Source organism: Burkholderiales bacterium (genome assembly GCA_013695435.1).
Classification (GTDB): Bacteria; Pseudomonadota; Gammaproteobacteria; order Burkholderiales; family JACMKV01; genus JACMKV01.
Genome location: JACDAM010000290.1, coordinates 1 through 13,663, shown reverse-complemented (window position 1 = coordinate 13,663; position 13,663 = coordinate 1). Strand labels below are relative to the sequence as shown.

Genomic DNA, 13,663 nt, shown 5'->3' with positions numbered 1-13,663 from the left:
GGGTGTCGGCGTGCAAAAAAAGCAACCATGTGCCCTTTGCCATCGCCGCGCCTGCGTTCATTTGCAGCGCGCGCCCTTTAGGTGCGACCAGCAAACGCACGCGAGGTTCGCGCATCGCCAGCTCGCGCGTGTCGTCGCTGCTGCCGCCGTCGACGACGATGACTTCGAAATCGCCGCCTTGCGCGAACAGGCGCGCGAGCGTCGCTGGCAGCGCGCAGCTTTCGTTGTATACCGGAATGATGACCGAAATCACGTCAATATCACGCGCGGCGGCGCCAGAAAAGCGGGCAGGCCGGTGCGCGCCTGCTCGATGTATTCGGCGATCTCGGCATCGAAATCGCCGAACAGCTCGCTGCAGGCACGCAGATCCGCATCGCTCAACTCGCAATAACCGGCGCACGCGGCGCCCAATCCGGCGCGCTCGGCGTCCGATGCAATAAGGCGCTGCAGGCAGCGCACACCGAATTCGTGATGCGCATCTTCCTGGCGCAGCAGGATGCGGCGCAGCGGCGCAAAGCGCTTCCCGTGTTTGCTCAGACCGATGTCGAGCTTGCCCAGGACGACTGCGCCCAGGCCCTCGAACACGACCTGCATGCCGACCAGCGAACGCGTGAATTCGCGTTCAGCGAGATCGGTTCCGATGCGCTCGGCATAACGTCGCAGCGCGCGCTTCACAGCCGCCGGCAGCGCGCTCGCGCCGGCTGAGTCGGGCGCCAACCAATGCACGGCGCCGTCGCAGACCCAGGCATGAAACGCCTCCTGCCGCGCCTGCGCCAGCAGGAAGCGGCGCGCTTTGCCGTCAGGAGCGATGTCCGCTTGCTTGCGCGCGGCGTCGCGCGCGCTGCGCTCGCCCTCTCCGAGCGCAGCGAACACGCGGGAAATATTCGCTTCGGGATGGACTGAGGCGATGAACATCGGACGAACATTCCTTCACAGTAAAAAAAACGCTAGCCGGCGCCTGGCAACGCTTTGGAGCCCTTTAAGTAAAGATTTCCCGGCCAGTCGAATCCTGCTCGCCCCTTGTTTGCTTTCCCTTTCGAAAGGGAAAGAAGGCGCGCGCGTCAGCGCTTCTCTGGCGGCTTGCCATTCAAATTCCAGTCGTAATCGAGGTGCTCGACGCGATAGCTTTCGCTGTCCAGTTCCTGCGCGATGTGTTCGTCGTTCAGGTAACGCGCCACGAATTTCTGCACGCCGCCTGCGGCGCGCTCGAAGTCGCCCTCGAACCAATCGAAGATCGCTGACAAATAGGCGGTCTTTTGCGCGCGGTCGTAGCGGTTGCGCGTGGCGTCGTTGATGAAGTCGCGCGCGCTGGCATCGAGTTGCTGATCGAGGCGTTCGGAGTCGTACGCTTCCGCACGCAATTTCGGGCATGAGCGCGACGCACAGACGATGGCGAAATGGATGCGCGCATCGTTTAACGGCAGCAGGATGTCGTGTTCGAGATCGTACAGATTGGTTTTGACGCCGCCTGCTTCGTACTTGTCGGTATAGAAGAATTTCGCCTTGCCGAAAAAAGAGCGCGGCGACGAGCCGTCGAGGATGCCCTTCATCGCGAGCGCGTTATAAGCGTTGATCCAGAAGGCGAGTTTTTGCGCGCGCGGCAACGATTGCGCGTCGGTCTCGCGCAATTGTTCGAGGTAATCGGCAAAGCGCGCATCGGCGGAAACGGCCGGATAATCGACGGCGCCATCGTCGACGTGATCGCGCAGCACGGCGTCGAACAATGCGTGGCCGTCGTTCGTGGTTTGCGCCTCCGATAACGAGGGTACAAAAACGCCAGTCAGGCCCATCAGCGCCAGGACAACAAACGGCAAGCGGTGGAGACGGTATTCGCTGATCAACTGAATCACGTCTTTACTCCTTTTTTTTCGGTGCGTGGCCGCGCCCCTTGCGTATTTTTTTGATCAGCACCGGCGTCAGCGCGAACAAGCCGAGCAGGCCGAACGCGATCAGATTCTGGGTGGACAAAAGTTCGCGCGCCGATTCGATTTCGGCCAGCGACTGGCCGAGGTTGGCGAAGATGAAGCTGCCCGGCGTGATGCCGATCAGGGTCGCCAGGATGAACGTCCGCGCCGGCACTTCCGCGAGGGCCGGTACCACATTGACCAACCAGAACGGGAATAGCGGCACGACGCGCAGGAACAGCAAATAGTTGAAGGCGTCTTCGCGAAAGCCGGCCGAAATTTTTTCGGCGCGCTTGCCTACCATGCGCTTGACAGTATCGGCGAACAGATAGCGCACGGCGAGGAACACCAAGGTTGCGCCTATCGTCGCCGCGAGGATCACGGCACACCCGCCGATCCAGCGGCCGAACAGAAAACCCATCGCGAGCGTCAGAAAAATAGCGCCGGGGATGCTGAACGTGGTCGCGAGGATATAGATCAACATGCCGCCGGCAAGCGCCAGCGCGTAATTTTGCTCGACATACGCGCGCAGGGTCTCGCGCTGCGCCTGCAGCGTTTCGAGATTCAGATAATCGCGGCCGCCGAGCGCGAAAAACGCGACCAAACCGCCGGCGAAAATCAGAACTACAGCGATGCGCAGTGCTCTTCCGCGTCCTCCCTGCGCGCCAGATTTGTCGTCGGCCTTCTCTTCCGATTTCCCGGTTTCGGTTTTCATCGCCCGCGCAGTCCGAACAGGAACTTGATCCATTTTTTGCTCCGCGGCGTGAGCCGCGCTTTGCGCCGTGCCTGGGCGGCGCGTAATGCGATTTGCGCGAGCGTCGGATAAATATGGATGACGTTTTCGATGTCGCCGATCTTTCTGCGTTTGGCCACCAGCACGACCAGTTCGTGGATCAGTTCGCCGGCGTGCGGGCCGACCACGGTCGCGCCGAGCAAACGGCCTTTGGCGTCGGTCACGAGCTTGGCGAAGCCGGCGATCTCGTCTGCCGCGCCTTCGGCTTGCGCGCGGTCGTTGTCGGCAAACGGCGCGCGATAGATTTCATACGCGAGCTGCTGTTTTTTCGCTTCCTGCTCCGTGAGTCCGACGTGCGCAAGCTCCGGATCGGTGAACGTGCACCACGGCACAGCGCGCGTTTCGACTTTGGCCGGCAAATGAAACAACGCATTGCGTAACACGACGCCAGCCTGGTGTTCGGCGGTATGCGTGAAGCGATACGGGCCGGTGACGTCGCCGCACGCGTAAATGCGCGGATTCGTGGTGCGCAGCCGCGCATCGGTTTTCACCCCGCCTTTATCGACCGCGACGCCGGCAGCCTCGCAGCCCAGTCCCTCGACATTCGCCTTGCGTCCGACTGCGACCAGGATGTGGCTCGCGGTGACGACCTTCTTCGCGCCGCCGCCGAGCTGCAACTCTGCGTTGATCGCGCCGGCCGATCCGCTCACCCGTTCGAGACTCGCATCGAGATGAAATTGCACGCCCTCGCGCGCGAGCCGCTCGTGCACGACCTGGGCTGCTTCGGCATCGTCGTTCTCCAGAATGCGCGGCCCGCGCTCGACGACGTGCACCTCGCTGCCAAGCCGCCTGAAGGCCTGCGCCATCTCGATGCCGATCGGGCCGCCGCCGAGGATAATCAGCGAAGGTACGGCTTCGCCCAGGCCAAATACGGTTTCATTGGTCAGATACGGAACGCCGTCGAGGCCCGGGATTTTTGGAATCACGGGTTGCGATCCGGTCGCGATCACAAACTTTCTTGCGGTGATGGTGCGCGCGCCGACCTTGAACTCTTCGGCACTGACGAATTGTCCGTGGCCGAAAACGACATCGATGCCGAGGCCGCGAAAACGCTCGGGGCTGTCGTGCGGCTCGATCGCCTTGATCACCGAGTGAACGCGCTGCATAACGCGCGCGAGGTCGATCCGCGGCGGCGCGGCTTCGATGCCGAAGCTGCCGGCCTCGCGCGTCATCTGTGCGACCTTGGCCGAATGCAGTAATGTTTTGCTCGGCACGCAGCCGTAGTACAGGCACTCGCCGCCAAGCGCGCGCTTTTCGAGCAATGCCACCCTTGCCCCCAGCAAAGCGGCGCCGGCGGCAGCCGTCAGGCCCGCCGAACCGCCGCCGATCACACAGATATCGAATTCCGCATTGGCCATTGGTTTCTCTTCACGAGTAGTCGCCAAAATCGTGAGGTTCTTACAGCACCATCCGGCTGCCGCGGTCCTCGCTCAAACGATAGGAACAACTCACCTTGCCGTTCGCGCGGCGGTTTCCGCCCGGCGACCGACTGGCTTGTCCCTCGCGGCTAGGACACCTTCATAGGCAGAATCACCATTTGCCGGCCGCGCAGGTGCAGCCGCCGCTGCATGTGCAGCGCGGTCTGATTGTGCAGCCAGCGCGTGAAAATATTGTCGTGCACGAAAATGAGTTTGCTGGCGAAACAGACGCTGTTCGGGAAATCGGCCATGACGGTTTCGGCCAGCGCATCGAGCTGGGCGACAGGATCGGTGCCGTAGGCGTCGTAGGCGGCCGCGGCGAGGCCGTGGTTCGCGCAGAAATTGGTGTAATAGCGTAATGAATTCCGGATCTGGTACTGCAAGGTTCGCAACGCGCCCTGGCCGTCAAAACTTTGCCTGTCGACCTCGCCGGCGCTCAGGAATATGAAGTTTTTGAAGTGATCGGGAAACAAACGCTGGACCCAAAGCAGTGTGTGCATGCCGACGCCGCGATTCTTGCCGACCAGAAAAATCGCCGTCGGCTTTTGGGGATCGAGCGGCGGCGGTTCCGGCACGTCGTCGAGTATCCCGGCCGGCGCGAATAACTGGTCGATCTGCCGCAGTTGCACGCGCGTCTCGTCGTAGTGTTTGCGGATCAGCACGCAAACGCCGACCACGCTACCAGTAATCAGGATGGTGACCCAGCCCTGATCGAATTTTTCGACGATCAAGACGGCGAGGATGCTCGAGGTCACGGCCAGGCCGGCCAGCGATAGCAGGAAGCGCCGTCGCCAGCGCTTCGCGACTTCCCGATTGCGCCACCAGTACACGCACAAGCCGTACAGGGACAATGAAAATGTCAGGAACACGTTGATGCTGTAGAGCACGACCAGCAGCGTGACGTCGCCGCCGCTCCAGATCAGCACGGCAAGTGCTGCGATCCCCATCAGCAGCAAGCCGTTTTGCGTGACCAGCCGGCTCGACAATTCGCGGAAATGCCGCGGCACCCACGAATCGGCTGCCATATTCGCGAGCACGGCCGGGCCGCCGAGAAAGCCCGTGTTGGCGGCGACGAACAGCAGGCCCGCTTCGAGCGCGAGAACCACGATCAGCGCACCGTGATTGAGCAGCGGGCTGGAAAAACCGAGGCTGCCGATGACCGCGCCAAACGCGGTTGCATTCAGGGTTTCTCCGGGCTGTTTCGCTACGTCCCACAACAGGTAGATCAGCAAAATGCCGGCCGCGGTGAACGCCAGCGAGATCGCCATATACAGCATCGCCAGCTTGCCGGTACGCACCCTCGGCTCGGCCAGCGTATTGACGTTGTTCGACACCGCCTCCAGCCCGGTATAGGTGCCGCCGCCCTGGGAATAGGCCGTCATCATGGTCGCGATGACAAAAATCCAGCCCGTTTCGCGGCTCAGACTGAAAGTCTCGTCGCTCGCCGCGGCGACGACCTCCGGCAGACGATCGGCGTGCGCGACGATGCCGTAAACGATCAGCAACACGTGCACGACGACGAAACCGACGAAGACCGGCAGCAGGAATTTAATCGCCTCTTTCATGCCGCGCAGATTCAGCACGATCAGCGCGATAATCAAGCCCGCGCCGGCCGCGACCTTGTACGGCTGCCAGGCCAGCGGCAACAGGCTGAACAAGGCATCGGCGCCGGCCGCGATTGAAATGGAAATGGTCAACACGTAATCGACGATCAGCGCAGCACCCGAGACCAGACCGGCGCGCGCGCCGATCAACTGGGTGGCAACCTTGTAACCGCCGCCGCCATTCGGGAATAGCTCGATGACCTGATTGTAGGCCAGCGCGATGATGAACACCGTAATCGCCGTCGCCGCCGCCAGATACAGGCCGAAATGGCTGTGCGCGCCCAGCGCAAGGTAGGCCTCTTCCGGGCCGTAGCACGATGACGACAAGCCATCCGCGCCCAGCCCGACCCATGCGAAAAACGCGATCAGCGTGGCATGTTTGCGCGCATCCGCGCTCATGGGATCGCGCGCTGCGCCGAACACGAGATCGCTGATTTTATGCCGTTGCGGCATGGCGGATGGCGCGGGTTACGTTGTTGTTATTGACTGGGCCTTCAATCGTCCGAGGAGGGCCGTTAATAAATCCCGACTTCAATCAGGGTTCGCCGGCGGCAAGCTTTGTGCCTACGCGCGCGAGGTTCATAGCACGTAGCGCGCGAGGTCTTCGCTTTTCGCCAGTTCGTCCAGGCGCTCGTTGACGTAAGCGGCGTCTATTGTCACCGTCGAATTTTCGTGGCGGCCGGCGTCGAACGAAATTTCCTCTAGCAACTTTTCCATCACCGTGTACAGGCGGCGCGCGCCGATGTTTTCGGTGCGTTCGTTGACCTCCCAGGCGATCTCGGCCAGCCGCTTGATGGCATCCGGCCTGAAGTCGAGCGTGACGTTTTCGGTCGCGAGCAGCGCCTGATACTGACGCGTCAGGCAAGCGTCGGTGTTGGTCAGGATCTGCTCGAAATCGGCGACCGACAGCGATTCGAGCTCGACGCGGATCGGCAGCCGGCCCTGCAACTCGGGGATCAAGTCGGACGGTTTGGCCATATGGAACGCGCCGCTGGCGATGAACAGGATGTGGTCGGTCTTGATCATGCCGTACTTCGTGGTGACCGTCGTGCCCTCGACCAGCGGCAGCAAATCGCGCTGTACGCCCTGCCGCGACACCTCGGCGCCGCTGCTGCCCAGGCCGTCGGAACGGCTCGTGATCTTGTCGATCTCGTCGAGAAACACGATGCCGTTTTGCTCGACGTTGTTGACCGCTTGGCTTTTCAGATCGTCGAGGTTGACGAGGTTGTGCGCTTCCTCCTCGCTGATCAGCTTCATCGCATCCCTGATTTTCAGTTTGCGCGTTTTTTTCTTCCCGCCGCCGATGTTCTGAAACATGCCCTGAATCTGGCTGGTCAGGTCTTCCATGCCGGGCGGCGCGAAAATCTCCATGTGCGCCTGCATGGCGGCGATCTCGATTTCGATCTCGCGATCGTCAAGTTCGCCTTCGCGCAGCTTCTTGCGAAATTTCTGGCGCGTTGCGTTATCGCGTTGCACAGCGCCGCCGTCAACGTCGCCATCGCTGCCGGCGTGAAAGCCGATTTCGCGCGCCGGCGGCAGCAAGGCATCGAGGATGCGATCCTCGGCGGCGTCTTCGGCGCGATGCTGGACCTTCTTCGTTTCCGCCTCGCGCGCGTCCTTGATCGCCGATTCGACGAGATCCCGGATGATCGAATCGACGTCGCGCCCGACATAGCCGACCTCGGTAAATTTGGTCGCTTCGATCTTGATGAACGGCGCGTTGGCGAGTCGCGCGAGGCGCCGCGAAATCTCGGTTTTGCCGACGCCGGTCGGGCCTATCATCAAAATGTTTTTCGGCGTGATTTCCTGGCGCAGCGGTTCTTCGACTTGCTGGCGTCGCCAGCGATTGCGCAGCGCGATGGCAACGGCGCGCTTGGCGGCGGCCTGGCCGATGATGTGTTTATCGAGTTCGTGGACGATTTCCTGGGGGGTCATGGGGAGTTCCGGGGATAGCAAAGAGGGTATCGGGCATCGGGTAAACCAAGGGCCTTGCGATCCCCGATCCCCTATGCCCGATCCCCGCCGTCTAGCGTTTCAATCACGTGCTGCTGGTTGGTATAAATGCACAGCTCGCCGGCGATGGTCAGAGACCTGGCGACGATGTCGCGCGCGGACAGCTCCGTGTTGTCTAGCAACGCCTTGGCCGCCGCCTGCGCGAATGCGCCGCCGGAGCCGATCGCCAGAATGCCGTATTCGGGTTCGAGCACATCGCCGTTGCCGGTAATCACGAGCGAGGCGTCGCGGCCGGCTACCGCGAGCATGGCTTCGAGGCGCCGCAGCATGCGGTCGGTACGCCAATCCTTGGCCAGTTCGACGGCTGAGCGCAGCAGATGCCCCTGATGCTTTTCGAGCTTGGCTTCGAAGCGCTCGAACAAGGTGAATGCATCGGCGGTGCCGCCGGCAAACCCGGCGAGGAGTTTGTCGTGATACAGGCGCCGCACTTTTTTCGCGCCGGCTTTGATGATGACGTTGCCGAGCGTGACCTGACCGTCGCCGCCGAGCGCGATTTGCCCGCCGCGCCGCACCGACAGGATGGTCGTGCCGTGATACTGCTGCATCGGTTTCCCCGGGGTTTGTTCGATTGCTGCGGAAGCCCGCTGCCGGCGCGCCGAGGCGGGTTCAGTGATGCTTGCTTTTGACCAGGGTCGCGACCTGATCGATGCCCATGACCCGGCACAGCGCGAATACCATCTCATTGGCGCCCATCAGGCGAACGACTTTGCCGCCCTGGCGGATGCCTGTCAGGATGTTCAGCAGCATGCCGCAGCAGACAAAATCCATGCGCCGCAGATCGAACATATCGACTTCGATTACGTTGCGGGATGCCGCATAGTCGACGAGATCGCGCAGTTGCGGCTCGGTCGAGCCGGCCATCTCGCCGGTCAGTGCGAACCGGTTTGCGGGCGCCGCTGCGCTTTCCGGAGCCCCTTCTCCGTCCTCGCCCGGCTTCGGATGCGCGGCAGCCTCATCGCACCAGCGCGGCGCCGCTTCCCACGACGGCGGCGAAACCTCGGTTTCGACCGCGTATTCCACGGCCAGATCATCGAACTCGGCTTGTTTGCCCAAGATCTGATAGAGCTCGAGCAGCAGCAGGCAAAGCGCCGTTTTCTCGTCGCCGTCGGCCGTCGGCAGCGCATCTTCGGCGACTTGCGCGAGATGGTCGGCCCCGGTCAGCGACAGCGGCGCATTGCGCTTGCGCAGGCTTTGCAGCGTCTCCCGCAATAGCGCGCCGCCTTCAGCCGTTATGCCGTCGATTTTGTTCAAGTCGAGCCGCGCCTGGTTTTTACTTTCGATCGTGCGCACGAACTGTTCGAGTTGCGGCTTGCAAGCCGCGGTCAGCTTGCCCGACAAACTCGTGGTTCCGGCGGCTGCCGGCTTTGTGACTTTGGGCGCCGCCTTGGTCTTTTCCTGATTACGCCACGGCGGCGGCGAGCGCTCGAACTTGACGACGAAATCGAGCGCGAGGGCGTCGAATTCCTGCTGCATGCCCTGCAATTGATAGAGATCGAACAGCATCAGCCACAGTGAGCGGTTGCCCGAACCGTGTTTCTCGCCGATGCCCTGAAGCAGCACGGCAATCGCCGGCTGAATCTGGTTGTTCGCATACAGGATCGCCGCCTCTTCAGCGGCGCCGGACAGCTCGGCTGACGAATCCGATACCTCGAAACCGCTGGCTCCGGAATCCGAAAAAATCTGCTTTTTCGGCGCTGCTTTGGGCTGCGCCCTGGGCTGGGCTTGAGGAGGCGCTGGCTTCGGCGCCAGCTTTTTCGCGGGCGTGCCCGCCGCCACCGGCGTCGCGGGCGCTTTGCGCGCTTGCGGCACAGCCACTTTCGGAGCGACTCCGCCCGCGGGGGGCACTATAGTCTCGGGCGCTGGTCTGGTGTGCGCCGGCTTGCGCTTCGCGGGCACAGTTGTTGGCGAATCTTTCTTGCGGAAAAAAGAAAATACCACGTGCGATCGTTGGTCCGGATGTAACGGGGAAATAAGGCCGATCTTTTATAGCACACGCGTGCTGACACCGCAATTACGCTCCAGTGGTGCTCGTTGCCCGCCTGCCATTACTATGCCGGGGTGTGCCTGCCTGCGAAGCTTTGGAACAGCAAGCCCATTAAAACCATCGCGCAAACGATTACCGCGCCCGACGGCAGGTCCGTAGCCGCAGATGCGACGAGGCCGATCGCGTAGGCAACGATCGACAGCAGATATGCTGTCCCCAGTCGCCCACGCGAATGATTGCGTACAGCCAGTGCCGGCACGATCAGGCTGGCGAACACGAGATAGATACCAGTTAGCTGCACTGAGATCGTCACGCTGAGCGCGAACAAAGTATAGAAGCCGGCGCGCCCAAGTCTTGCCCCGAGACCGAACCAAAAAGCGAGGACGACGGCGGTCAACAGCGCGACCGGCAGCAGTTGCGCATAACTGACCCACAGGATTTGCCCGATCAGCAAATCCTTCAGGTGCTCGCCGCCGTGTGGGTTGCCGGCAAGCAACAAAACCGACATGCACGCAGCGACGACGAAGACGACGCCGATGGTCGCCTCCTGTACGTCGGGCCAGCGCTTTTCGGTCCACGTCAGCAGCAGCGCGGCGGAGAGCGCGGCCGACACGGCGGCGACCTGTACCGCAATGCCTTCCGCGTCGAAGCCGAGGCTATCGGCGATGAGGACGCCGAGTCCGGCGATTTGCGCTATAGCGAGATCGATGAACACGATGCCGCGGCTTAACACTTGCATACCGAGCGGCACGTGTGTTGCCGTAACCAGCACTCCGGCGAGAAACGCCGGCAGCAGGATGTAGAGCTCGGAGGCATTCATTGTGCGCTCATTGTGCATTTGTCGCGCTGAGCAGACGCGCAACGCTGTCGTCGAACAGCCCGTACAAGTTGCGTGCCTGTTCGCTGCCGCCAACCGTAAATGGCAGCACGATGGCGGGTACACGCGCGCGCTCGGCCAACCATTGCGCCGGCTTCGGATTGTTGTAGGCGGAACGAACGATTGCCTTGGCCGGCTTTTTTTCGAGCTGCTCAAGCAAGTCGGTCAGGTGGCCGGTCGTCGGCGGCACCCCGGGCTTCGGTTCGAGATTCGCCAGCTCGATCAAACCGAGCCAGTTGATCAGATAGCTCATATCCTTGTGGTAGGTCACGATCGGCAGCCCTTTTAGTGGCGCCGCGCGCGCCTCCCAGCCCGCGATCGCGTCCCGCCACTTTTCCTGGAAGGCGCCGCCTTGCGCTTGATAAGCGCCGGCGTTGGCGGCATCGAGTTGCGCGAAGCGTTCCGTCAGCTTCGTCGCGATTTTCGCGATGTTGTGCGGGTCGAGGTGGACGTGCGGGTTGCCCGCGGCATGCACGTCGCCCTGCGCGCGATCAAGCGATTGCGGGACTTCGAGCTTGACGACAAAGCTCGAAGCTTCGAAAAAACCCGGCGAGCTGGCCTGAATCTTCGCGTTTCCCGATTGCGTCAGCACGATCGGCAGCCATCCCGCCTCGAGCTCGGCGCCGGTGCAAATCACGAGATCTGCGCGGCGCGCTTTCGCCAGTAAACTCGGCCGCGCTTCGATGTAATGCGGATTTTGCAAGGCGGTTGTCGCGGTATAAATGTCGACCCTGTCGGCGCCCAGTTCTTGCGCGAGCGCACCCCACTCGGGTTCGCAGGCAAAAATGTTGAGCTTCGCCTGCACGGGTGCTACGTACAGCAACAGCAGGGCAAACAGAAATTTATTCATCATCGTCTCTCATCGGATAGGCATCGATATCTGTCGGGTCGGGCGGCGCAGCATAATGATCGCGAACGGAATTGGGGGGGCATTGGCTGCTTCGCTTCGCCGGTCGGATTAGTAGCGCGGTCAAAACCTGTGCGCCCCGTGGGCGCCGAGGCTCATGATGTATTGCAGGATGATCTGATCGTCGGTGACGCCGTCGGGGCGAGATTCGTCGCGCGCGTATTGCAGCCGCAAGCGCGAGAATTCGCTCGGACTGAAGTCGAGCATCGCGCTCGCGCGCTGCGGATTTTTACCCGTGACGAGCAGCGGAAAATTGTCGCCCGGCACGGCGCCGTTTTGCACCAGGCCGATCACCGCGTTTCCAGAATCGAGCCGGTCGTAACGCACACCGGCGCGCCAGCGCGGCATGAATTGATAAACGCCTTGCACGTACCAGCCCGATTGGCGCGCCGCATACGCATCGCGCAACGCACCGAATTGTGCGCTGCCGGCGCTGTCGTCGAAGCCGAGTTCGCCGCTTTCGTGGCGCCAAAAATATTCGCCTTGCAGCTTGAAATTCTTGACCTGCGCGTTGCCGTCAGGCGCGTATTTGTAAACCAAGTCCGCCAGCCACAGCCGGCTGTTGCCTCTGAAAGCGTTGACGACCGGATTGCCGAGGCTGTCGGTGTCGTCGAAGCTGCGCTCGCGCGGCGCCGTATGCAGATACGACAAGCCCGCGCGGTAGCTGTGACTGATCCCGAGATCATCGCCGACGTGCACGAATACCGCGCCCGAGGCGGCACCATTCTTGTTGCGGTCGGAAGCCGGAAATGCGCGCCCGCGCCCGGCTTCGGTGCCGACTTCGATGAATAGATCGGTCGGCGCGAGCCACCTCAACTGAACGCCGTCATCGCTGTAATTGCCGCCGAGGAAGGCCTGATAGGCGAGCGGGAAATCGACGAAATCGAACGCATGCTGATGGATTTCGTTCAGATAACCGATGCCGGAAAAAAACCGCCCGGCTTTCGCGGTAAAGCCTGCGCCGAGGCTCAGGCTTTGGATCCACGCCTCCTCGATTTCGATCTCGTCCTCGGGTGTCAGCGCGGCCGTGAACAGACCGCGAAAATACGGATCGACGCTGGCTGCTATGTTTAGTTCGGATTCGGCCAGCGAAAAACCACGGCTACCGGGAAAAAACTCACCGCCGCCCGGAACGAAGCCGGCGATGCTGCGCGTTTCGGGGTCCTCGGAAAAATTTGCGTAGGTGCCTTGCAGGATCAGCGAAATGGCAGGATTGCCGGAATTTTGGCTGCGCCGCGACTGCACGCCGACCGCCGCGGCTTCGGCTTGGGCAGCAGTTTTTTGCGCGCTTTGCGCTTTGGCCTCGGCATCGTTCAGGCGCTTCTCGAGCGCTTCGATGCGCGTTTGGTACGCTTCACGCACCTTGTTTATCTCATTGCGGATTTCCGCGAGTTCGGAATCGGAAGCGGCAACTGCCAATGGCGCGGCCAACACGCAGAGCGCCGAGCCGACCAGCGCAGCTCGCGCCAGTGCATAACTGAGCATGAATATCTCCTCGAAAAAGCGAACGGCGCAGCGCGTTACGGACGCAGCTGCGGGAAACCCCAGCTTTTTAGAGGACGGATGGCGGCGCCCGCGACGAGAACGCGAGCGCGACGAGAGGAGTATAGAAACGTGCGGCGGGTGTGACGAAGATAGCGCCAATGTCTGCAACCAGCGCAATCGCTGGTCCCGACTGCGGCGCGCCCGGCAGCTGCGCATAGGCGCTGCACTGATCGCAAAACTGGTCGTACGGAAGTTGCTGCTCTTGCTGCGCGGCATCGGCGACATGTGAAATGCCGTGCGCAGCCGCGCCCTGCTGCGCGAATAGCAACAGCAATACGAGCAGAGCTAACAAGGGGCGGCTGGTTTTCACTGAAACGAAATGTGGGTAGATGTGCCGCGATGTCTGATTCGGATAACCGGTTTGCGTTCCCAGTTTACCGCAATCGAAACGCGCGGATACCTCGTAAAACGTAAAGCGGCCGTTCGCCAGGTGTGATGTTGCGTCATAAGAAGCGCCTCGACTCGTCCGCTGCGCGCAGCTAAGGAAGCACTGAACAAATGACTCTTTCAGTCGTGACCCGAAGTCAAAAATTCCGTCGCTGCCTGTTTTGTAGGCACAACTTGCTCAATTCAGTCCATATCCAAGCGACTAATGGTTGTTTCGAAGGGTTTACTCCC

13 protein-coding genes are annotated in these 13,663 nt (G+C 61.6%); all 13 read right to left on the bottom strand.

What is annotated here, in order from left to right; genetic code table 11:
- The coding region (locus H0V78_14115) for a glycosyltransferase (protein MBA2352870.1) at positions 1-253 on the bottom strand (253 nt) is incomplete at its 3' end.
- Positions 250-915, bottom strand: coding sequence for a hypothetical protein (locus tag H0V78_14110; protein MBA2352869.1), 666 nt, complete (start codon positions 913-915; stop codon positions 250-252). The genes H0V78_14115 and H0V78_14110, both read right to left, overlap by 4 nt.
- 146 nt (positions 916-1,061) lie before the next feature.
- Positions 1,062-1,850 carry a DUF547 domain-containing protein gene (locus tag H0V78_14105; GenBank protein ID MBA2352868.1) on the bottom strand — a complete coding sequence of 263 codons (789 nt, stop codon included), beginning with the start codon at positions 1,848-1,850 and terminating at the stop codon, positions 1,062-1,064.
- Positions 1,851-1,854: 4 nt separating this feature from the next.
- Positions 1,855-2,652 carry a TVP38/TMEM64 family protein gene (locus H0V78_14100; GenBank protein MBA2352867.1) on the bottom strand — a complete coding sequence of 266 codons (798 nt, stop codon included), beginning with the start codon at positions 2,650-2,652 and terminating at the stop codon, positions 1,855-1,857.
- Entirely contained in the window at positions 2,616-4,055 is a 1,440-nt protein-coding gene (locus tag H0V78_14095; GenBank protein MBA2352866.1) for an FAD-dependent oxidoreductase, read from the bottom strand. Before H0V78_14095 ends, H0V78_14100 begins: the two co-directional genes overlap by 37 nt.
- Before the next feature lie 149 nt (positions 4,056-4,204).
- Positions 4,205-6,172, bottom strand: coding sequence for an APC family permease (locus tag H0V78_14090; GenBank protein ID MBA2352865.1), 1,968 nt, complete (start codon positions 6,170-6,172; stop codon positions 4,205-4,207).
- Between the two features lie 126 nt (positions 6,173-6,298).
- Entirely contained in the window at positions 6,299-7,654 is a 1,356-nt protein-coding gene (gene hslU / locus H0V78_14085) for an ATP-dependent protease ATPase subunit HslU (GenBank protein MBA2352864.1), read from the bottom strand.
- A gap of 71 nt (positions 7,655-7,725) precedes the next feature.
- Positions 7,726-8,277 (bottom strand): ATP-dependent protease subunit HslV, encoded by a 552-nt coding sequence (gene hslV / locus H0V78_14080; GenBank protein ID MBA2352863.1) that lies wholly within the window; start codon positions 8,275-8,277, stop codon positions 7,726-7,728.
- A 61-nt stretch (positions 8,278-8,338) separates the two neighbouring features.
- Positions 8,339-9,547 (bottom strand): STAS domain-containing protein, encoded by a 1,209-nt coding sequence (locus tag H0V78_14075; GenBank protein ID MBA2352862.1) that lies wholly within the window; start codon positions 9,545-9,547, stop codon positions 8,339-8,341.
- A gap of 233 nt (positions 9,548-9,780) precedes the next feature.
- Entirely contained in the window at positions 9,781-10,536 is a 756-nt protein-coding gene (locus tag H0V78_14070; GenBank protein MBA2352861.1) for a metal ABC transporter permease, read from the bottom strand.
- A gap of 7 nt (positions 10,537-10,543) precedes the next feature.
- Positions 10,544-11,443 (bottom strand): zinc ABC transporter substrate-binding protein, encoded by a 900-nt coding sequence (locus tag H0V78_14065; protein ID MBA2352860.1) that lies wholly within the window; start codon positions 11,441-11,443, stop codon positions 10,544-10,546.
- Positions 11,444-11,563: 120 nt separating this feature from the next.
- Complete coding sequence (locus tag H0V78_14060) at positions 11,564-12,985, bottom strand: hypothetical protein (protein MBA2352859.1); 1,422 nt, start codon at positions 12,983-12,985, stop codon at positions 11,564-11,566.
- A 67-nt stretch (positions 12,986-13,052) separates the two neighbouring features.
- A complete protein-coding gene (locus H0V78_14055) occupies positions 13,053-13,355 on the bottom strand; it encodes a hypothetical protein (GenBank protein ID MBA2352858.1) in 303 nt (100 codons plus the stop codon).
- Positions 13,356-13,663: the final 308 nt, after the last annotated feature.

What these genes read in the sequence shown, in the direction of transcription:
- H0V78_14110 (MBA2352869.1), bottom strand. Translation starts at nt 915, where the DNA reads ATGTTCATCGCCTCAGTCCATCCCGAAGCGAATATTTCCCGCGTGTTC.
- H0V78_14100 (MBA2352867.1), bottom strand. Translation starts at nt 2,652, where the DNA reads ATGGATCAAGTTCCTGTTCGGACTGCGCGGGCGATGAAAACCGAAACC.
- H0V78_14095 (MBA2352866.1), bottom strand. Translation starts at nt 4,055, where the DNA reads ATGGCCAATGCGGAATTCGATATCTGTGTGATCGGCGGCGGTTCGGCG.
- H0V78_14090 (MBA2352865.1), bottom strand. Translation starts at nt 6,172, where the DNA reads ATGCCGCAACGGCATAAAATCAGCGATCTCGTGTTCGGCGCAGCGCGC.
- hslU (MBA2352864.1), bottom strand. Translation starts at nt 7,654, where the DNA reads ATGACCCCCCAGGAAATCGTCCACGAACTCGATAAACACATCATCGGC.
- hslV (MBA2352863.1), bottom strand. Translation starts at nt 8,277, where the DNA reads ATGCAGCAGTATCACGGCACGACCATCCTGTCGGTGCGGCGCGGCGGG.
- H0V78_14070 (MBA2352861.1), bottom strand. Translation starts at nt 10,536, where the DNA reads ATGAATGCCTCCGAGCTCTACATCCTGCTGCCGGCGTTTCTCGCCGGA.
- H0V78_14065 (MBA2352860.1), bottom strand. Translation starts at nt 11,443, where the DNA reads ATGAATAAATTTCTGTTTGCCCTGCTGTTGCTGTACGTAGCACCCGTG.
- H0V78_14060 (MBA2352859.1), bottom strand. Translation starts at nt 12,985, where the DNA reads ATGCTCAGTTATGCACTGGCGCGAGCTGCGCTGGTCGGCTCGGCGCTC.